The 20,851-nt window shown below is 60.2% G+C and carries 17 protein-coding genes and 1 other RNA gene; 7 read left to right on the top strand and 11 right to left on the bottom strand.

What is annotated here, in order from left to right; all coding sequences use genetic code 11:
• Positions 1 to 24: 24 nt before the first annotated feature.
• From ACIK7D_RS16050 to ACIK7D_RS16010, 9 genes are all read right to left on the bottom strand, one after another.
• Entirely contained in the window at positions 25 to 1,650 is a 1,626-nt protein-coding gene (locus ACIK7D_RS16050) for an acyl-CoA synthetase (RefSeq protein WP_400156785.1), read from the bottom strand.
• Positions 1,647 to 2,816: an acetyl-CoA acetyltransferase gene (locus tag ACIK7D_RS16045; RefSeq protein ID WP_400156784.1), complete on the bottom strand. Its 1,170-nt coding sequence runs from the start codon at positions 2,814 to 2,816 to the stop codon at positions 1,647 to 1,649. The genes ACIK7D_RS16050 and ACIK7D_RS16045 overlap by 4 nt, the downstream gene beginning before the upstream one ends.
• On the bottom strand, positions 2,813 to 3,670 hold the full coding sequence (locus tag ACIK7D_RS16040) for an IclR family transcriptional regulator (RefSeq protein ID WP_127755561.1): 858 nt from the start codon (positions 3,668 to 3,670) through the stop codon (positions 2,813 to 2,815). Before ACIK7D_RS16040 ends, ACIK7D_RS16045 begins: the two co-directional genes overlap by 4 nt.
• A gap of 1 nt (position 3,671) precedes the next feature.
• Positions 3,672 to 4,475, bottom strand: a complete 804-nt coding sequence (locus tag ACIK7D_RS16035; protein ID WP_400156783.1) for an SDR family NAD(P)-dependent oxidoreductase — start codon at positions 4,473 to 4,475, stop codon at positions 3,672 to 3,674.
• Positions 4,476 to 4,551: 76 nt separating this feature from the next.
• Positions 4,552 to 5,562 (bottom strand): TRAP transporter substrate-binding protein, encoded by a 1,011-nt coding sequence (locus ACIK7D_RS16030; protein WP_400156782.1) that lies wholly within the window; start codon positions 5,560 to 5,562, stop codon positions 4,552 to 4,554.
• 66 nt (positions 5,563 to 5,628) lie between these two features.
• Entirely contained in the window at positions 5,629 to 7,506 is a 1,878-nt protein-coding gene (locus ACIK7D_RS16025) for a TRAP transporter large permease subunit (protein WP_174058044.1), read from the bottom strand.
• Positions 7,507 to 8,184: 678 nt separating this feature from the next.
• On the bottom strand, positions 8,185 to 9,210 hold the full coding sequence (locus tag ACIK7D_RS16020; RefSeq protein WP_003523197.1) for a class I fructose-bisphosphate aldolase: 1,026 nt from the start codon (positions 9,208 to 9,210) through the stop codon (positions 8,185 to 8,187).
• 191 nt (positions 9,211 to 9,401) lie between these two features.
• Positions 9,402 to 10,604, bottom strand: coding sequence for a phosphoglycerate kinase (locus ACIK7D_RS16015; RefSeq protein ID WP_080819514.1), 1,203 nt, complete (start codon positions 10,602 to 10,604; stop codon positions 9,402 to 9,404).
• A 67-nt stretch (positions 10,605 to 10,671) separates the two neighbouring features.
• A complete protein-coding gene (locus ACIK7D_RS16010) occupies positions 10,672 to 12,537 on the bottom strand; it encodes a potassium/proton antiporter (protein ID WP_400156781.1) in 1,866 nt (621 codons plus the stop codon).
• A gap of 402 nt (positions 12,538 to 12,939) precedes the next feature.
• Here ACIK7D_RS16010 and ACIK7D_RS16005 point away from each other — a divergent pair, with 402 nt between their 5' ends.
• Entirely contained in the window at positions 12,940 to 13,209 is a 270-nt protein-coding gene (locus ACIK7D_RS16005; protein WP_080819512.1) for a hypothetical protein, read from the top strand.
• Between the two features lie 183 nt (positions 13,210 to 13,392).
• On the opposite strand, the gene gap is transcribed toward ACIK7D_RS16005, so the two are convergent.
• Both gap and tkt read right to left on the bottom strand, forming a co-directional pair.
• Positions 13,393 to 14,403: a type I glyceraldehyde-3-phosphate dehydrogenase gene (gene gap / locus ACIK7D_RS16000; RefSeq protein ID WP_400156780.1), complete on the bottom strand. Its 1,011-nt coding sequence runs from the start codon at positions 14,401 to 14,403 to the stop codon at positions 13,393 to 13,395.
• 62 nt (positions 14,404 to 14,465) lie between these two features.
• The gene (gene tkt / locus ACIK7D_RS15995) at positions 14,466 to 16,448 is read right to left on the bottom strand and encodes a transketolase (protein WP_400156779.1); all 1,983 of its coding nucleotides are present in this window, start codon (positions 16,446 to 16,448) and stop codon (positions 14,466 to 14,468) included.
• Positions 16,449 to 16,773: 325 nt separating this feature from the next.
• On the opposite strand from tkt, the gene ACIK7D_RS15990 reads away from it, so the two are divergent.
• From ACIK7D_RS15990 to ACIK7D_RS15965, 6 genes are all read left to right on the top strand, one after another.
• Positions 16,774 to 17,046 (top strand): DUF4164 domain-containing protein, encoded by a 273-nt coding sequence (locus tag ACIK7D_RS15990; protein ID WP_035263131.1) that lies wholly within the window; start codon positions 16,774 to 16,776, stop codon positions 17,044 to 17,046.
• A 10-nt stretch (positions 17,047 to 17,056) separates the two neighbouring features.
• Positions 17,057 to 17,434: a cell division protein ZapA gene (locus ACIK7D_RS15985; protein ID WP_003523207.1), complete on the top strand. Its 378-nt coding sequence runs from the start codon at positions 17,057 to 17,059 to the stop codon at positions 17,432 to 17,434.
• A 79-nt stretch (positions 17,435 to 17,513) separates the two neighbouring features.
• Positions 17,514 to 17,672: non-coding RNA, 6S RNA (ssrS, locus tag ACIK7D_RS15980), on the top strand.
• Between the two features lie 230 nt (positions 17,673 to 17,902).
• Positions 17,903 to 19,165 (top strand): hemolysin family protein, encoded by a 1,263-nt coding sequence (locus tag ACIK7D_RS15975; RefSeq protein WP_003523208.1) that lies wholly within the window; start codon positions 17,903 to 17,905, stop codon positions 19,163 to 19,165.
• Positions 19,165 to 19,782: a 5-formyltetrahydrofolate cyclo-ligase gene (locus ACIK7D_RS15970; protein WP_400156778.1), complete on the top strand. Its 618-nt coding sequence runs from the start codon at positions 19,165 to 19,167 to the stop codon at positions 19,780 to 19,782. Before ACIK7D_RS15975 ends, ACIK7D_RS15970 begins: the two co-directional genes overlap by 1 nt.
• 173 nt (positions 19,783 to 19,955) lie before the next feature.
• Positions 19,956 to 20,780, top strand: coding sequence for a TIGR00282 family metallophosphoesterase (locus tag ACIK7D_RS15965; RefSeq protein WP_003523211.1), 825 nt, complete (start codon positions 19,956 to 19,958; stop codon positions 20,778 to 20,780).
• Positions 20,781 to 20,851: the final 71 nt, after the last annotated feature.

Genomic DNA, 20,851 nt, shown 5'->3' with positions numbered 1-20,851 from the left:
CCTCCCGGTTATGCGTTACGGCCTTCAGCCGGTCAGTTTTTCCTCGAAAACGGGCATCTGGCCGCGCTTTTCCAGCTCCTCGCGGATCATCTTCTTGGTGATCTTGCCATAGGCGGATTTCGGCATCGCATCCCAGAACACAACGGCTTTCGGCAGCTTGTAACGGGCCATCTTGCCGTCGAGATAGGCTTTCAGGTCGATGCCGGCGATATCCGCGCCCTCCCGCGCCACGCAGACGGCGACGCCGACCTCGCCCCAAACCGCGTCCGGCACGCCCAGAACCGCTGTCTCGCTGATATCCGGGTGCATGAGGATTTTTTCCTCGATCTCACGCGGATAGATGTTCGAGCCGCCGGAAATATACATGTCGGAGGCGCGGCCGGTGATGTAGACGAAACCGTTCTCATCGCGGTGGCCAAGATCGCCGGTGCGGAACCAGCCGTTGCGGAAGGCTTTGGCATTGGCGTCGGGATTATCGTAATAACCCGCGAAAACAGCAGGGCCGATCACGCAGATTTCGCCGGTTTCACCGGCCTGAAGCTCCTCGCCCGCATCGTTCTGGATTTGCACTTCCATGCCGGTGCGATCGAAGCCGCAGGTGCCGATCCGCGCCTCCGGGCCGTCCTCGGCGGCGTGGAAGGAGGGCGGCAGCACGGTGATGTTGCCGGTCACTTCGCCGAGGCCGAAATATTGCACCAGCACCGGGCCGAGCTTGGCAAGCGCCCGTTTCTGATCGGCGCGATACATGGGCGCACCGGCATAGATGACGTAGCGCAGCGAAGAATGATCGAAACGATCCACGGAAGGGTCTTCGATCAGCATTTTCAGAATGGTCGGCACGGTAAAGGCATTGGTGATGCGCCATTTCTCGATCAGCGCCCACACCGCAGGCACATCGAGTTTTTCCGCAGCCGGAAGCACCGTTTTTGCCCCATGCGCCACCTGCACCAGCTGGTGAATGCCCGCGCCATGCGAAAGCGGCGCAACGACGATGGAAGCGTCGCCCGGTCCGGTGCCGGGCATCAGATCACAAAGATGGTTGGTGATGACGAAGGCCATCTGGCCATGGGTCAGTACCGCCGCCTTCGGTCGACCCGTCGTGCCGGAGGTGAAGAAGAACCAGCAGGGATCGTCCCGATCCACCGCCTGGCTTTTGACTTTCTGGCCCAGATGACGGGCCACGATGGTATCGTAGTCCTCGCCGAATTCGGCCGTGCCAATGGCGATGGTGAAATCGATCGCGGTCGCCTCACGGCTGGCCTTCGCATGCTCGGGAAAAGCGCTGGCGCAGATCATGCCGCGTGCGCCGCTGGCTTTTGCGAGATAGGCCACCTCATCGGGCGACTGGCGATAATTGGTCGGCACCCACACCGCGCCCACGCGGAAGCAGGCGAACATGGATTCGAACATCTGGTTGTTGTTGGAAGACTGCACCAGAATGCGGTCACCTTTCCGGACACCGAATTCGGTTACCAGCGCCAGCGCCATGGCATCGACGCGGGCGTCCATTTCAGCCCATGTCCAGGTCTTGTCACCCCATACGAAGCCGATGTCGGCTGGGTTTCGGCGCGCTGCCTGGGTCAGGAAATGCGCAAGATTCATGACCCGCGTGGTCGAAGGCGCAACCCCGCCCGGAGGATGTATCGTCATTTCACGCGCTCCATGATCGAGACATAGTTGGCAACCGCAGTTCCCCCCATGTTGAAAACACCGGCGAGCGAGGCGCCGGGGATCTGCATGTCACCCGCTTCACCCATCAATTGCATCGCCGCCATGACGTGCATGGAGACCCCGGTTGCCCCGACCGGATGCCCCTTGGATTTCAGCCCGCCGGAGGGGTTGATCGGCAGGCGACCGGTTTTCAGGGCCGTGCCTTCGCGCACCACCCGGTGGCCTTCACCGGGCTTCGCCAATCCCATCGCCTCATATTCAATGAGTTCGGCAATGGTGAAGCAATCATGGGTTTCGACGAAGGAGAGGTCGTCGAGCGTTGCGCCTGCGAGTTCCAGCGAACCTGCCCAGGCGCGGCGCGCGCCCTCGAAGGCCAGCGGATCGCGGCGGCTGAGCGCCAGAATGTCATTGACATGCTTGCGGCCCCTGAAACCGATGGCCCGGTTGAGTGTCGCCGCGGTTTCCTCGTCGGCCAGAACGATGGCGGCAGCGCCATCGGAAATCAACGAGCAGTCGGTGCGGCGCAGGGGGCCAGCGACATAAGGGTTCTTCTCCGATACCGTATTGCAGAAATCGAAGCCGAAATCCTTGCGCATATGGGCATAGGGATTGACCGCGCCATTGGCGTGGTTCTTGGCGGCGATCATCGCCAGTTCTTCCGAGCGATCGCCATAGCGCTGGAAATAGGCCTCAGCGATGCGTCCGAACTGGCCGGCAAAGCCGCCGGAAATATCGGCTTCCTCAGCGCGGTAGCAGGCGGATAGCAGGATTTCACCCACCTCGGCGGTTGGCAGCGCCGTCATTTTTTCGGCGCCGACAACGAGCGCGATGCGTCCACGCCCGGCCTCGATGAAATCCATGGCGCTGTAAAGGGCGGCCGATCCCGTCGAGCAGGCATTCTCGAAACGCACTGCGGGCGTATAGGCGAGGCGCTCATCGCCCATGGCCACCAGCGCGCCCTGAAAATCCTGTTTCGAGAAACCGTTATTCATGACGCCGACGAAAATGCCGTCTATATCGCCGACATCGACGCCGGCATGGTCTATGGCTGGCACCACGACCGAAGCCATCAGTTGCTCGGTATTTTCAAGGGTCGATTTGCCGAAAGGCGAATGCGCCCAGCCGACGATCTGCGCTTTGCTCATTTGCTCGTTCTCCTTGTTTGCCGTTTTGCATCGCCTTCGCCGCGCGTGCGGGCGCGGCTGGCCATCATTTCCGCAATGCGTGTTTCGATGCGCGTCACTTCCTCGCGCAGCAGGGCCGCCAGTTCCGGCTGGCGCTCCGGTCGCATGCGGCTGTCGACGGCGGCAATGCTCAACGCCCCCGCCACAGCGCCATCCGGTGTTCGGATGGCAACGCCGATACCCCAGGAATTGGAGAGGATCAGACCCGGATTGAGCGAATAACCATTGGTTCTCGTCAATTCGACATCGCGGCGCAGCCCGTCCAGCGTGATGCCGGGATAGTTCGCGGCAATCAGCCCGCTATTGGCGGCAATGACGCTTTCCACCTCGGCATCGGGCAGCGCCGCCAGCATGGCGAGCGATCCCGCGCCAATGCCCAGCGGGTGCTCGAAACCGGCCTGAAGCGCGTGGGTGCGCACCGGCCAGGTGCCTTCTTCGCGATAGAGGCACAATGCAAATGTATCGCGGCGAACGGAAAGGAAGCTCGAATCCTCTGTCCGGCGGGAAATGCGCGTCAGACTGTCCTGGGCCATCTGCAGCAAGCCGAAACGGCGCGATGACAGACTGCCCAGCACATAGGCTTCCTCGCCCAGATAATAACGCCGCGTTTCCTCATCCTGCTCCACCAGGCCGGCGCGGATCAGCGCCAGCAGCAGGCGGCGGGCCGTGGGCTTGTTCAGCCCGCTTTCGGTGACGATGACCGAAAGCGCCACACCGCGTTCGGCATGACGCCCCACCATGGATAGAAGTCCCAGCGCCCGGTCTACCGCGCGCGCGCCTGTCAGGTCGCTTTCTGTCGGGATCATCGTGGCCATATCAGGAAAACGCTCCCACCGCACAGCTTTGCCCGCCATCGACCGGCAGGCAGATGCCGGTGATGAACTTGGCTTCATCGGATGCCAGAAAGACTGCCGCGCGGGCGATATCGAAGGCATCGCCCATGCGGCCGACCGGGACCGCGGCATTGCGCGCCGCCACCATATCCTCGACGGAGGCATATTGATTGCTGATCTGCTTGTAGATCAGCGGCGTATCGATCATTCCGGGCAGAACGCAATTGGCGCGAATGCCCTGACGGGCATATTGCATGGCCAGCGCCACGGTTGCCTGGTTTACGGCGGCTTTCATGGCGTAATAGGCAAAATAGGGATAGCCGGTCCAGCGAATGGAGGCGAGCGAGGAGATGTTGACGATGGCCCCGCCGCCCTGCGCCAGCATCACCGGCAACACTGCCTTTGCGGTGCGATAAACGGAGCCGATATTGAGATCGACCGAGGCGCGAAAGCGTTCCTCATCCAGCTCGACCGGGCCGCCCATATGGGTCACGCCGACATTGTTGTGCAGAATATCGATGCCGCCGAAGACCTCGCAGGTCCGCGCAACCGTGGCTGATACGGAATAGAGTTCCGTGACATCGGCCGCAACCGCAATCGCCTCGAAACCTTCGGCGCGAATAATCTGCGCGGTTTCCTCTGCCGCGTCGGCGGAGAGGTCGACACAGGACACGCGCGCGCCTTCGCGGGCAAATTGCACGGCCGCAGCCTTGCCATTGCCGAAACCAGGACCAGATGATCCTGCGCCAAAAACAATGGCGCGTTTTCCCGTCAGGCGACCTGTCAAAACAGTCTCCATTACAATCGTCAAAAATAGTCGGGTCGGCCCCGCCTGACGCGGGGCCAGCTATTCAGCGGACCGATCAGGTCAGGCTGGCGCCAACGGCCTTTTCGAGAATGGCCCAGGCTTCATCGCCATATTTGCCCTTCCATTCGGAATAGAAGCCGGCTTCCTTGAGGGTTGCACGGAAGAGTGAGGCGTCGGTGTCGTTGAAGGTCATGCCCTTGGCAATCAGGTCTTCCTTCACCGAGGCATTGAGTTTCGCCACATCGGCCCGCTCGTCCTTGCCTGCCTGATTGAGGTTTTTGGCAACGATGGCGCGCAGGTCATCCGGCAGGCGCTCCCAGGCGCGCTTGTTGGCCAGGAACCAGAAGCCGTCCCACATATGGTTGGTGACCGAGCAGAATTTCTGCACTTCGAACAGCTTGGCGGTGGAAATGATCGCCAGCGGGTTTTCCTGGCCATCGACAACGCCGGTCTGCAAGGCGGTGTAGACTTCAGCGAAATTGATCGAGGCAGGGGCCGACTTGAAGGCCTTGAACATCGAGGTCCAGAGCGGGCTTACCGGCACGCGGATCTTGAAGCTTTCGAGATCGGCCGGCGTGGCGATGGGCTTGGACGCGCTGGTGATCTGGCGGAAGCCGTTATCCCAGATGGTGTCCATGGCAACGAGGTTCTGCTTGGCGATTTCGCTGCGGACATATTTGCCGAGATCGCCATCCATGGCCGCCCAAACCGAATCGTAGTTCGGGAAGGCGAAGCCGATGCCGCTGATGGATGCATTCGGCACTAGCGTCGACAGGATCAGTGGCGAAAGCGTAAAGAATTCAACGCCGCCCGAGCGTACCTGGCTCAACACATCCGTATCAGCGCCCAACTGGCTGCTGGGGAAGATATTGATCATCACCTGGCCGTCGGTTTCCTTGGCGATACGGTCGGCCGCTTCCTTGGCGCGGATGTTCATGGGGTGCGCTGCAGGCAGGTTGTTGGCGTATTTATAATTGAATTGCGCAGCGCGGGCGCGCGACACAAAAGCGGTGGCAAGAACGGCAGAACCGGCGCCGGCCAACACGGTACGTCTGTTGATATTCATTGCTTTCTCCTCCCAAAATAAAAGCATGTGTCATTCATCGGCGTGGCGGGTGGACCCGCCACGGTCTCAGAGCAGAATTGTCGAGAAGCCCGGAATTGCCGCAATCAGCAGCAGACCGATGACCATGGCTGCGAGATAGGGCCAGATGGCGCCCATGGCCTCATCAGGCGAAACATTGCCTATCTTGCAGGCGATATAGAAACCGATGCCGATGGGCGGCGCCATCAGGCCGATATTCATGGCGACAACCACCACCATCGAATAATGGATGTCGTTGATGCCAAGCGTGCGGGCGATGGGGAACATGATCGGTGCGAGCAATACGATTGCCGGCAGGCCTTCCAGCACGCAGCCGAGGATCATGAAAATCAGGATCGATACGACCATATAGGTCATCCATCCGCCCGGCAGATCGGTGATCATCGCGGTCAGCTGGAAGGCAAAGCCGCTCTGGGTCAACCCCCACGCCATGGCCGAGGCGCAGCCGAGGATCAGCAGGATCGCCCCGGAAAGGGCGGCCGTCTCCACCAGCATGGAATAGAGCTTTTTGAGGCTGATGCCGCCATAAAGCACCGCACCGATAATCATCGCATAGAGCACGGCAATGGTGGAAACCTCGGTGGCCGTCGCCACGCCGCCGCCGACGAGGCTGCGGATGAGGAAGGGCAGAACCAGCGCCGGTGCGGCAACGAGGGCCGCCTTGCCGACCAGCGGCCACGGGGTGCGTTTTGCGCCTTCCATGTTTTCATGCCGCGCCTTCCAGCGGGCCAGAACGGCCAGCACCAGAAGCAGCACCATGGCGATCATGAAGCCGGACGTGAACAGACCGGCAATCGACACACCCGCCGCCGAACCGAGAACGATCAGCACGATGGAGGGCGGAACGGTATCGGCCATGGCGGCGCCGGTGGCGAGCAGCGCAATCATTTCCTTGGGCTTGTGGCCACGGCGCTTCATTTCCGGAAACAGCGCCGGTGCAACCGTCGCCATATCCGAAACCTTGGAGCCGGAAATGCCCGAGACCAGAAACAGCGAGCCGAGCAGCACATAGGACATGCCGGCGCGAATATGGCCGAACATCGAGGATAGCAGCTCGACAATCGCCTTGCCCATGCCGGTGGCATCGAGCACACAGCCCAGCAGCACGAAAACCGGAACCGACAGCAGAATGATGCCCGACATGCCCTCGTCAATGCGCCCGATCATCACGATGGTCGGAACCCAGGTGGTAAAGGTCAGGTAGGCGAGGGTTCCAAGGCCAAAACAGAAGGCGATCGGTACGCCCAGCACCAGAAACACCGCCACGAACAGGCCGAGGAAGATCGCCAGATTGAAATTGCCGAAAGTTTCGAGCGTCGGCGATGCCAGATAGAGCAGGCCGGAGGCGACCGCGACGGTGACAATGGCTGCGATGATGTCCCGCAGATTTTCCCTGCGGAAGAGATTGTTGAGGACCAGCAGCAGCATCAGACAGGCGCCGACCGGCAATGCCGCGGCGCGGAAGGACATCGGAATATTCAGCGCCGCCGAGGTGACGACCCATTCCTCAATGGCATATTCTATCGCCGGCTTGATAATCGCCGCAAGAAATGTCGCCACCAGCACGAGCGCGAGCGAGTTGACATAGCCCAGAATGCGCTGCGGAAACATGTTGAGGAACAGCGTCAGTCGCAGGTGTTCGCTGCGGTCGATGGCAATTGCCGCACCCAGCATGGCAAACCACAGGAAGCTCAACGACGCCGTTTCATCGATCCAGACGATTGGCAAATGCAGGGCATAACGCGATGTCACGCCCAGCAGAAGCAGGCCGATCATCACCGCCAGCAGCACCGCCGCCACGGCCTCGACGGGTCGCATGAACCACGAGCCTGTTACCGGCCCCGTATGCAACAGCTCTCCGTCGAGTACAAATACGTCGTCATTCGCGTTTGCGGTCATGGTCATCGGGGCCTCCTCTCCCACAGAACAACCTTCGCAACGGACTGCGGCAGACAAAGAGGATTATCCGCGTCCAGGCCAATATCATGACTGACGCATCAGGATATATCTGTCATTGCCAGACCGGCCAGACCCCTCCAAAAGCCTGAAACTAGCGGTATATTGCCTCCACAATATGGACCGTTAAAAAACTATGCATTCGGGATACACAGGAAAAGTGCCGAAATCAACTGTATAAATGCAGTATTGCGTGGTTTTCATAGCATGTTTATAGGTCCACATAGTGGATCATACTATAATTGATTGAAATTTATCTGTGATGTAACGAGCGCGCAGCAATTTCCGGGGCTTTTCGAGAGCCCTTCGACGAAAGCGCTTGTGGTGCCGGGCGATCCGGATGGTCTGGCGTTATGCGCTGGAGAAAGCCGGGGAGGGCATCCGCTGTCTATTGCGGCAATGACGGTCATAAAGTCGTCAGGTCGCATGACTTGAGCGGATAAGGCTGTCCATGGTGGATATGCTTCCACGCTGGTAGCGATGCACAATCAAAACGGTTGAGAATTATCAGTCAGGTAAAATGAAAGACGATTGGTCCGGGTGACGGAATATGGATGATCTTGCTTTATCAAACACAGCAGCCGCCCGTTGGGGCGGCTGCTGTTTATCGGATGTTCTCTGTCAGCCTCAGGCTGCCTTTTCGAGTTCCTGCTTCCAGTTGCCCTTGGCGGCGAGGCTGTTCATCGCGGCGCGGTGTGTGAAGGCGCGCTGGCCGGCGGCGACATTTTCCTGCTTGCCGCCCCATGTCTTGAGGGCCGTATCCTGAAGCGCGCGGCCGTAGGAATAGGTCAGAGACCAGGGCAGGTCGTAGCCGGCATTCATGGCGGAGAGATGCGCCGTCGCCTCTTCGGAGGACTGGCCGCCGGAAAGGAAGGCGATGCCCGGAACGGCGGAAGGCACGGTTGCCTTCAGAACCTTCACGGTCTTTTCCGCCACTTCTTCGACGGAAGCCTTGCGGGCCTTCTTGCCGTCGATGATCATGTTCGGCTTGAGGATCATGCCTTCAAGATTCACGCGGGCGTCGAACAGGTCCGCGAAGACGGTCTGGAGAACCCATTGCGTGACTTCCGCACAGCGGTCGATGTCATGCGTGCCCGGCTCGCCGTCCATCAGCACTTCGGGTTCCACGATCGGCACGATATCCGCCTGCTGGCAGAGGGCGGCGTAACGGGCGAGTGACTGGGAGTTTGCCTTGATCGAACCCCAGCTCGGACGCTGCTCACCGATGGTGATGACGCCGCGCCACTTGGCGAAACGCGCGCCGGCCTCATGATACTTGCGCAGGCGCTCGTAAAGACCGTCGAGACCTTCGGTGATGAATTCATGCGGGTGGAAAGCCATCGGCTTGGCGCCGATATCCACCTTGATGCCCGGCAGGCTGCCGGCCGCCTTGATGATATCCACGAAAGGCGTGCCGTCGGCGGCCTTCTGGAACAGGGTCTCTTCATAAAGGATGACGCCGGAGATGTATTTCTTCATGGCGTCGTCGGAACGGAACAGCATCTCGCGATAATCGCGGCGGGCGGTCTCGGTGGACTCCAGATTGATGCTGTCGAAACGCTTTTTGATCGTTCCCGTGGATTCGTCGGCGGCGAGCAGGCCCTTGCCGTCGGCGACCATTTTGATTGCGATGTCTTCGAGACGTTCGGTCATTTGCTATTCTCCCAAGGCACAATAAATTTCCGATAACAGAAGTTCCAGGGCAGGGAAATGGCACGCTAACTCATTGAAACGATTGAAATGATTTCAATCGTTTGAAACTTTTCCTCCCGGTGCCGCTTACCAAAAAGCAAGGCCGGACAAGCATGGCTTGTCCGGCCTCGTGTCAGGCAAGTAGGGTGAGTTTACTTGGCGGCGGTCAGGATGGCAACGCCCGGCAGTTCCTTGCCTTCCATCCATTCGAGGAAGGCGCCGCCGGCCGTCGAAACATAGGAGAAATCCTCGGAAACGCCGGCGTGGTTGAGGGCGGCAACGGTATCGCCGCCGCCAGCGACGGAGACGAGCTTGCCGGCCTTGGTGCATTCCGCCGCGTGTTTTGCGGCAGCCACGGTCGCCGCGTCGAAGGGCTCGATTTCGAAGGCGCCGAGCGGGCCGTTCCAGACCAGTGTTTCGGCGCGGGAAATCCAGGCCTTGATGCTTTCAACCGATTTTGGGCCGACATCGAGAACCATGGCATCAGTGGGAATGGCGTTGATGTCGACGATTTCATTGGCCGCGCCGGCCTTGAATTCGCGGGCGACGACGCCGTCCTCCGGCAGCACGATGGCGCAGCCGGATGTCGCAGCCTCGATCATGATCTGCTTTGCGGTCTCGGCGAGATCATGCTCGCAAAGCGATTTGCCGACCTGCGCGCCGCGGGCGGCGAGGAAGGTGTTGGCCATGCCGCCGCCGATGACGAGGGCGTCGACCTTCTTGACGAGGTTCATCAGCAGATCGATCTTGCTCGAAACCTTGGCGCCGCCGACGATGGCGACGACCGGACGGACTGGCTGGCCGAGGCCTTTTTCCAGGGCCTCAAGCTCGGCCTGCATGGTGCGGCCGGCATAGGCGGGCAGGTGGCGTGCAAGGCCTTCGGTGGAAGCGTGGGCGCGGTGGGCGGCGGAGAAGGCGTCGTTCACATAGATATCGCCATTGGCTGCCAGAGCTTCGACGAAGGCCGGATCGTTCTTTTCTTCGCCCTTGTGGAAACGGGTGTTTTCCAGAAGCAGGATATCGCCATCGTTCAGTTTCGCGACGGCGTCCGCGGCCGGTGCGCCGATGCAATCGGTCGCGAAGGAAACGGCATGATCCAGCACTTCCTCGACGGCAGGCACGATCTGGGAAAGCGACATATCGGTCACCGGTTCGCCCTTCGGACGGCCGAAATGGGCAAGCAGAATGACTTTCGCGCCCTTGGAGGACAGTTCCAGAATGGTCGGCGCAACGCGTTCGATACGGGTTGCGTCCGTTACCTTGCCATCCGCGACCGGCACGTTGAGATCAACGCGGACGAGAACGCGCTTTCCGGCAATGTCGTTGAGGTCGTCGAGGGTCTTGAAAGCGGGCATAGGTCGATCCTGATTTGTTGCGAGTTCGGCACGGACCATACTATGCCTGATTGACGACGCAAGCGGGTCACGCCTCATTTTCTCTCACTGTATTCGGAGCGGCGGGGGCGCTTTCTTCAACGCTGGCGGCGCGCGGCTGGCGCTTCTCTGCCACATGGTTGCGTACACGGTTGAGGATTTCCGAAAAGCTGATGAAGATCGGCAGGCTGGTCGCCGGTTCCACCGGTTCGAGGGAGATGCCCACACCGGTTATCGCCTCGTGTTCGTCCAGTGTGCGAACGATCAGCACGATGGAGCCGAGGCGCACGCGGTCGGCATAGTCGGCCTTTCCGGCAAGGCGGGCCTCGATGAGTTCCGCGACGCTCATCGCCTGTTCGGCGGACGAAAGCAGGCCCGGACCATAGGCTGCGTCCAGCTCCTTCGCCGGGCGGGTGGGCGAGATCGCGAAGGTGCCGAAGAAATCGGCGTCGTCATCGGCAACCGGCAGGGCGCTGGCGAAAAGCCGGTCGATCAGGCGGGAATAGCCGGGTGCGATGAAGAGGTAGACGAGATCGTTCTCCCGCAACCGTCCGGCATATTGGTAGCGGATCGATTTGCCGTCGCGCACCACCAGCGAAGGCATGGCCCAGCGCGGAATGCGCTCGCCCTGCATGATGGCGCTGCCTTTCGCGACCCGGTAGGAGATCAGCTCATGATTGGCGGTGCCGGGAAGGTCCACCTCCAGCTTGTCGACTTCGCCCATGCGCGGCGGCACGATCAGCCCGAGCCTTGTCGCCACCGGCTTGATGGTCCAGCCCTGCACGAGGAGTGACACCAGCACGATGATGAAGGCGGCGTTGAAATAGACCTGCGCATCGTCAAGCCCGCCGAGAATGGGCATGATGGCGAGCAGGATGGAGACGGCGCCGCGCAGGCCTACCCAGGCGACGAAGGAGGTTTCCTGCTGGGTATAGTTGAAGGGCATCAGGCTGAGCCACACCGCGAGCGGGCGGGCGACGAAGATCAGAAAAAGCGCGAGCAGCACGGCGGGAATGGCGATTGCCGGAAACTGCGACGGGGTGGCGAGCAGGCCGAGCATCAGGAACATGATGATCTGGGCAAGCCAGGTCAGCCCCTCATGGAAACGGCGGATGGTTTCCTTGGCGAAGATCCGGCGGTTGCCGGCGACGATGCCGGCCACATAGACCGCCAGAAAACCGCTGCCGCCAATTGTGCCGGTGAAGGAAAAGACCAGCAGCGCCAGCGCCAGCACAAAGATCGGCGCAAGCCCGCGGTCGGCGGCGAACCGATTGACGACGGTGGCAATCATGACGCCGCCGAGCAGGCCGAAAATCACGCCAAGCCCCATCTGCTCAATGAAAAGCAGCAGAAAGCCGCTGTCGATGCCGGCCAGCCCCTCGCCCTTGGCGATGATTTCGACCAGGGCGATGGTGAGGAAGATCGCCATCGGATCGTTGGTGCCGGATTCGACTTCCAGCGTCGAACGCACCTGATCGCGGATATGAATGCCGCCGATGCGCAGCAGGAAGAACACGGCTGCCGCATCCGTGGAGGCGACGATGGCGCCGAGCAGCAGGCCTTCCAGCCAGGAAAGCCCGAGTAGCAGAGCCGCCGCGCCGGCAAAAAAGACGGATGTGAGGATGACGCCGACTGTAGCGAGAGCGACGGCGGGTGCCGCCGAAAGCCGGAAGGACTGGATGGATGTGCCGAAGCCGGAATCGAAGAGGATAACGGCAAGCACCAGCGAGCCGAGCATATAGGCCAGCGGATTGTTGGTGAATTCGATGCCGAGGCCATCCACACCAGCCACAAGGCCGATCATCAGGAAAAGCAGGAGGAGTGGCGCGCCGAAGCGGAAGGCGATGAGGCTGGAAAAGGCGGCGACGAGAACGAGAACGGTTGCGACCAGCAACAGAAGATAAAATGATTCCACGTCCACCGCCTCATTCAAACCGCGTTGATGGACCGCAGTCCGTGGCGCAATGAATGCTCTGCGCGTCTGCAGTCAATGCGCCACGGGTTGCGGTCTGTCAGCGCTGTTTCGGGTGGCGTTGAAAGGCGACGCAAGGCGGGGTGTATCGAATGATACGGCAGGGCCGAAGTGCATTGCGCACGACCGTTATCCCTGTGTTTCTTGTCCGTCCCAAAGTGGACCAGACAAAGGCAGGAAATGGGAATTTTTTCGGCTCGCGGGCGAAAAAATGGATGGCAAGGAGAGCGGCAGATACTCCCGCAGAAACAATTCCTTTTTCAGCGTTTCAACGTAACATAGAGACAATGCAGCTGCGTTAGTTCTTTCGTCCGAATTGCTTTTCAACATTACCGGAGCGATCGGATGAAACAGATAAATATTACTGGACTTATTATAGTATTGGCGGCGGGCGCGATTGTTTCTGGCTGCTCCAGCACGGAACAGACAGCTGAAAACATGGCGGCGCAACGCGAGCGCTGCCGGTCCTTCGGTTATCCCGAAGGCTCGCGAGATGCTGCCGACTGCATGATGAAGCTTTCCATGCAGCAAAGTGAGTTGAGGCAGCAGACTTTCGACACGATCTGGAGCAATGCCGGCTCGCGCGATCCAATCATCATCAACAACAGAAGGTGACGGTTGGGCCGGCAGGCTGGCAGCGGGCTAGTCCCCCTTGCCCCCAGCGATGTTTTCGATCCGAAGCGCCCCGCCTTGCTTCCGGATCGACGCCGACGGGTTTCCTCGTTCCCGTCGGCATTTTTTATAAATAAAAAGCCGGCAGGATTGCTCCTGCCGGCTTTTTGATTGGAGTAATTCCGCTTAGATGGTCTTCGCGAAGGCGACGGCCGTGTCCGACATGCGGTTGGAGAAGCCCCACTCGTTGTCGTACCAGGACAGGATGCGTACGAACTTGCCTTCCATGACCTTGGTCTGGTCGATCGCGAAAATCGAGGAATGGCTGTCGTGGTTGAAGTCGCGGGAAACCAGCGGCTCGTCGGTATAGCCGAGAATGCCCTTGAGCTGGCCATTGGCGGCAGACTTGATCGCTTCGTTGATTTCCTCAACCGTCGTGTCGCGCTTGGCGAGGAACTTGAAGTCGACGACCGAAACATTCGGGGTCGGAACGCGGATCGACGTGCCGTCCAGCTTGCCCTTGAGGTGCGGCAGAACGAGGCCAACGGCCTTGGCGGCGCCCGTCGAGGTCGGGATCATGGAAAGGGCTGCGGCGCGGGCGCGGTACAGATCCTTGTGCATGGTGTCGAGCGTCGGCTGGTCGCCCGTGTAGGAGTGGATCGTGGTCATGAAGCCATGGTCGATGCCAACGACGTCATCGAGAACCTTCACGACCGGCACGAGGCAGTTGGTGGTGCAGGACGCGTTGGAAATGACCAGATGGTCCTTCGTCAGCTGGTCGTCATTGACGCCGAAGACGACCGTGAGGTCTGCGCCGTCAGCCGGAGCAGACACGATGACGCGCTTTGCGCCGGCCGTCAGGTGAGCGGCAGCCTTGTCGCGCGCAGTGAAGATGCCCGTGCATTCCAGCGCGATGTCGACGCCGAGTTCCTTGTGCGGCAGCGTTGCCGGATCGCGAACGGCCGTAACCTTGATCGGCTTGCCGCCGCCAACGATGATGGTGTCGCCTTCGACCTTCACATCGGCCGGGAACTTGCCGTGGATCGAATCGTAGCGCAGCAGGTGTGCGTTGGTCTCCACCGGGCCGAGGTCGTTGATGGCAACGACTTCGATATCGGTGCGGCCAGATTCGACGATGGCGCGCAGGACGTTGCGGCCGATGCGGCCGAAGCCGTTAATGGCAACTTTTACAGTCATTTACAGTCTCCCGAACAAGATATGTGCTTGGTCTATGCGGAATGTGAGGGCCTTGGGAGCCCTCATGCAAGTTTTGCCTCGACTGCGGCGACGACGGCTTCCGCCGTGATGCCGAAGTGCTTGAAGAGATCTTTCGCCGGCGCGGACGCTCCAAAGGAGTGCATGCCGACGAAAGCGCCGTCGTTACCGATGAAATAATCCCAGCCCTGGCGAATGGCGGCTTCGACCGCTATTCTGACCGGAGCCTTGCCGATGATGGCGTTGCGATAGGTTTCCGGCTGTTCCTTGAAAAGCTCGAAGCAGGGAACGGAAACGACACGGACGGAAACGCCGTTGTCCTTCAACGTTGCGGCGGCCTTCAGCGCCACTTCGACTTCCGAACCGGATGCGAAGATCGAAACCTTGGCGTCGCTGGCGGAGACGAGTTCGTAAGCGCCGTAAGCAGACAGGTTCTTCTCTTCATATTCCTTGCGCGAGGGCGCAAGGTTCTGGCGGGTGAGTGCCAGCGCGGAAGGACGATGCTTCTGCTCGAGAGCCAGCTGCCAGCATTCCGCCGTCTCGGTTTCATCCGCCGGGCGGAAGACGAGCAGGTTCGGAATGGCGCGCAGGGCTGCGATCTGCTCCACCGGCTGGTGGGTCGGGCCGTCTTCGCCGACGCCGATGGAATCATGCGTCAGAACGTGGACGACACGGATGCCCATAAGCGCCGCAAGGCGGATCGACGGACGGCAATAGTCCGAGAAGATCAGGAAGCCGCCGGCATAGGGGATGAGGCCGCCATGGAGCGCGATGCCGTTCATCGCCGCCGCCATGCCATGCTCGCGGATGCCGTAATGCAGGTAACGGCCGGAGAAATCCGTCGGCGTGATGGACTTCATCTGGCTGGTCTTGGTGTTGTTGGACGGCGTCAGGTCAGCCGAACCGCCGACCATCTCCGGCAGGACGCCGTTGATGACTTCGAGCGAATCTTCCGACGCCTTGCGGGTGGCGACCGTCGGGTTGTTCTCGATGATCTTCTTCTTGAAGGCATCGATGGCGCTGTTGAAGTTGCCGGGCAGGTCGCCGGCGAAGCGGCGCTTGAATTCGGCTTTCTTGCCGGCTTCAGCAACTTCAAGGCGGGCTTCCCAGTCCTGGCGGGTCTTGGTGGAGCGCAGGCCGGCAAGACGCCATGCATCCAGCACGTCTTCCGGAACGACGAAGGCTTCCGCTTCCCAGTTCAGGTGCTTGCGGGTGGCGGCGATTTCTTCGGCGCCGAGCGGATTGCCGTGAACCTTGTGGGTGCCCTGCTTGTTGGGTGCGCCGAAGCCGATGACGGTCTTGCAGGCGATGAAGGTCGGGCGGTCGGATTTCTGCGCGGCTTCGATGGCGGCGGCAATCGCGTCCGGATCGTGGCCATCGACGCGGATGGTGTTCCAGTGAACGGCCTGGAAGCGGGCGATCTGGTCGGTGCTGTCGGAGAGGCCGACTTCGCCGTCGATGGTGATGTTGTTGTCATCCCAGAACAGAACGAGCTTGTTGAGCTTCAGGTGGCCGGCAAGCGCGATGGCTTCGTGGCTGATGCCTTCCATGAGGCAGCCGTCGCCGCACAGGACATAGGTGAAGTGGCTCTGCAGGTCGGAGCCGAATTCCTCTTCCAGCTTGCGTTCGGCGATTGCCATGCCCACGGCGTTGGCGATGCCCTGGCCGAGCGGGCCGGTGGTGGTTTCGATGCCGGTCGCATGGCCATATTCGGGGTGGCCGGCGGTCTTGGAACCGAACTGACGGAAACGCTTGATCTCGTCGATCGTCATGTCCTCGTAGCCCGTCAGATAGAGCAGCGAGTAAAGAAGCATCGAGCCATGACCTGCCGACAGCACGAAGCGGTCACGATCCGCCCAGAGCGGAGCCTTGGGATCGAATTTCAGGTAACGGGTGAAGAGAACGGTGGCGACATCGGCGGCGCCCATCGGCAGACCGGGATGGCCGGAATTGGCCTTCTCCACTGCATCCATGGCAAGAAATCGGATCGCATTTGCCATCCGGTTGTGTTTGTCGCGAGAAATCATGGCTTTTCCGTCTGTTTCCGGGTGAAAGGAGATAGTTTTACGCAACTATCCAAAAAGCGGGTTGATCCATAGCAGGTGAGGCCGGCAAGTCAATAAATCCACGGGCGTTTGCGGTTCGCTGAGGGAGAAAAAATCGTTTAGAAAATCGGGCATCCTGACAAAATCCGTGCGATGGGCGCTGCCGCCTCTTCGTTCATCCACAGAGCAAAACGTCTCAATGCACTGGTTTGATTGACGGGATGGTAAATCGGGTAATAACCTCGTGATTGTTGAAAAGGCCTGAAACCGGACGATTCGGCCGGTGGCGTGCGAGTTGGAAAAAACGATGTCGGCTGACAAGACCGTACAATCTGCGCTGACGGAGCTGAATGCTGCCATCACAAATCTCGAAAATGCCATCGATATGCGTATCGAGCGGCAAAGGGAGACGGGCGAGATCGATAATGAGGTCAAGCGTGTCCATGTCGACCGCGCAAGGCTCGCGCATGAGCTGGATCAGGCCGAGTTTCGCGCCAATCGTCTTGAAGAAGTCAACCGCGAGGTTTCCCGCCGGCTGGTGACGGCGATGGAGACGATCCGCGCGGTGCTGGATCGATAGGAGCGGGCTCATGGCGCAAGTCACAGTTATGATCGACGGCAAGGCCTATCGCATGGCATGCGAGGCGGGGCAGGAAGACCATCTTACCGATCTCGCAACGAGGTTCGACCGGTATGTCGGGCACCTCAAGAGCCAGTTCGGTGAAATCGGCGATCTTCGCCTGACCGTCATGGCGGGCATCATGGTGATGGACGAGCTTTCCGAACTCAATCGCAAGATAGAGAAGCTGGAAGGGGAGGTCGCATCCCTTTCCCGCAACCGCGACGGCATGGCGGAGCACCGGGCGAAATCGGACGAGATGGTGGCGCTTGCCATCGGCGATCTGGCCGACCGCCTGAACGGGATTACCGAAAAACTCCTGGCGCGGCCGAAGCCCGCCGCGCATTGACCGAGTGAAGGGTTCTGAGGCGGCAAAATTTCGCGCGGTGCCCTCTGGCGGTTTTCTCCGATCCGTCCTATATCTTCTATGCGTTCTGCGCTTCCCGACAGGAACCACAATCCCTGGGGCCATACTCGATCCAAAGGGAGCTGTCCCTGGCCAGTCCCGTGGGGCTGGACACACGGTGCCCACCTACTTTTGTAGGCGCCCAGGATCGTAAATCTCCATCGGTCGCCGTGGATCGCGCTTGAAGTTTCGGATCAACCCCCGGGGCTTCCCTGTACCCTTGATATATTCGACAGTCATTTTTCATAACTGCCGGACACGGCTTTTTTATATTGCCGTCATTGCAATGGCGGAACAATTCCCTATTATCCGGATTGGTATGTCTGTCATGCCCTTTAAAAAAGGGCGCTGCGGTCAAAACCGCGACGTGCCGTTCAACAGCCCAAAGAGCTAAACTTGTTTACTGAAATTATGATCGTGGTCCTGCTCACCGTATTGAACGGTGTGCTTGCCATGTCCGAGCTTGCCGTTGTCTCCTCCAGACCGGCGAGGCTCAAGGTGCTTGCCACACAAGGCAGCAAGGGCGCCACACTGGCGCTCAGCCTTTCCGAAAATCCCGGACGCTTTCTTTCCACGGTGCAGATCGGCATCACGCTGGTCGGCGTCCTTTCCGGCGCTTTTTCCGGCGCCACGCTCGGCGCGCGCTTCACGGCGTGGCTTCTGGAGCAGGGCGTTCCCGACCGTGCCGCCGATGCGCTCGGCGTCGGCTCGGTGGTCGTCGCCATCACCTATCTGTCGCTGATCGTCGGCGAACTGGTGCCCAAGCAGATTGCGCTGCGCGATCCCGAAAAGGTCGCTGCCCGCGTCGCCCCCACCATGATGCTGCTGTCCAAGGTCGGCGCGCCGCTGGTGTGGCTGCTCGACCGGTCGGGCAAGGCCGTTCTGGCGCTTCTCGGCCATAGCGGTGAATCCAACGCTTCGGTCACCGACGATGAAATCCGCACGGTTCTGGCCGAAGCTCACAGCGCCGGTGTGATCGAGACCGAGGAATCGGCGATGATCACCAGCGTCATGCGCCTTGCCGACCGCAATGCGCGCGGCCTGATGACGCCGCGTCGCGATGTGGAAGTGGTCGATATCGAAGACAGCGCCGAAGAAATCCGCGAGCAGCTTCGCCAGACGCAGCGTTCGCGCCTGCCGGTGCGCAACGGCGCCTCGGATGAAATTCTCGGCGTGCTTTTCGCCAAGGACGCTTTCGATGCGCTGGCTTCCGGCAAGGAACTCAACATTCGCGAGCTTCTGCGGGAAGTTCCGGTCGTATCGGATCTGACGAGTGCGGTGGACGTCATCCAGTCGCTGCGCCGTTCCACCGTGCATATGGTGCTGGTCTATGACGAATACGGCCATTTCGAAGGTATCATCAGCTCCGGCGACGTGCTGGAAGCCATCACCGGCGCGTTTCAGGAAGATGATGACGAGGAGCCGGCCATGGTCGAGCGCGAGGACGGTTCGTTCCTCGTCGCCGGCTGGATGCCCGCCGATGAGTTCGCTTATCGCATGGGTTTCCAGATCGACGAGGATGCCGAGTTCGAAACCGTTGCCGGTCTGGTTCTGGACGAGTTCCGCCGCCTGCCGGAACTGGGCGAACATGTCACTCGCAATGGCTGGCGTTTCGAGGTCATCGATCTCGATGGCCACCGTATCGACAAGGTTCTCGTGAGCCGGGCCGCCTGATGCCCGGTGACGTTGCCGAAAAAGCAAGGCTGCGCGGCGAAAGGCTCGCCGCGCGCGATGCGCTGACGCTGGCGGAGCGCCAGCAGAAGAGCCAGTCCATTATGGCGCATGGCGCCTCCGGCATCCCCTTTGCACCGGGCACCGTAATTTCCGGCTTCATGCCGATCCGCTCCGAGGCCGATACCCGGCCGCTGATGGAAGCGTTGCGGACAAAGGGCGGGCGTCTTGTCCTGCCCGTTGTGCTGGATCGTGAAACCATTGTCTTCCGCGCCTTTGAAACGGATACGCCGCTGGTGAAGACCGGCTTCGGCACGACCGGCCCGGGTGAGGATGCGGAGGTTCTCGATCCGGATATTCTGCTCGTGCCTCTCTCCGTTTTCGATGGCAAAGGGCAGCGGGTCGGTTATGGCGCGGGCCATTATGACCGCGCCATTGCGCGTTTGCACGCTAGGGGCCGTCAGCCTGTGCTCATCGGCGTCGCCTTCGATTGTCAGGAAGTGCCGTCCGTACCGGCGGAGCCGCATGATGTGTCGCTTCACGCCATTCTGACGGAAAGCGGACTGCGCTGGTTTTCCGCCCCGTTGTCGATCTCCGATAGTGGGCAAAAGGCGCTTTAGCACTTTTTAAAAGATGGATTACCCGCTGGAGGGGCTCCACTTTCTTTGAATGGCGAAGACCCTCTAACTCTTTGTTTCGTCGCATTTCCGGACGGAAAACCGGGTTCCACTTTCCCTGGAAATGCACTAGAGGGGACGAAATATAGAAACATGCGCAAGATCGGGGCGGGTGAATGAGGCTTCTTTTTCTCGGAGATATGGTTGGCAAGACCGGACGCACGGCTGTCTGGGAACGATTGCCGGGGCTGATTTCCGACCTGAAGCTGGATTTCGTCATCGTCAATGGTGAAAACGCTGCAGGCGGTTTCGGTATCACCGAGGATATCTATCTTGAGACCATCAATGCCGGCGCCGATGTGGTGACGACCGGCAACCATGTCTGGGACCAGAAGGAAGCGGTTTCCTTCTGTGAGCGCCACGACCAGTTCCTGCGGCCCGCCAACTATCCGGATGGTACGCCGGGCAAGGGCTCGGGCATTTTTTATGCCCGCAACGGCGCGCGCATATTGGTTGCCAACATCATGGGCCGGGTCTTCATGCATCCGGAACTGGACGATCCCTTCAAGTCGGCGGAAAACATTCTTGCCGCCTGCCCCCTGAAGGAACAGGCCGACGCCATTATTTTCGATTTCCACGCGGAAGCGACCAGCGAAAAACAGTGTTTCGGCCATTTCGTCGACGGGCGCGCCAGCTTCGTTGTCGGCACCCACACCCATGTTCCGACCGCCGATGCCCAGATATTGAACGGCGGAACCGCTTACATGTCGGATGCCGGCATGTGCGGCGATTATGACAGCTCGCTTGGCATGGAGAAAGAAGAGCCGATCAACCGCTTCATTTCCAAAATGCCGAAGGGCCGTTTCGAGGCTGCGAGCGGACCTGCGACGATCTGCGGTGTCGGCGTGGAGATTTCCGACCGAACCGGACTGGCGGAAAAGATTGCGCCGCTGCGCATCGGGCCGCGGCTTTCGGAAACCCTGCCGTCCTTCTGGGTTTAATCTTCCCCCGAAGCGTTCACAATGACGAGAGTGTGAGCCTTCCGTTGCTCTTGTAACTGGACGCTCGCCAA

The sequence above is a fragment of the Agrobacterium sp. P15N1-A genome, assembly GCF_044626815.1.
Taxonomy (GTDB): Bacteria; Pseudomonadota; Alphaproteobacteria; order Rhizobiales; family Rhizobiaceae; genus Agrobacterium; species Agrobacterium leguminum.
This window is presented reverse-complemented; position numbering and strand designations above follow the sequence as displayed.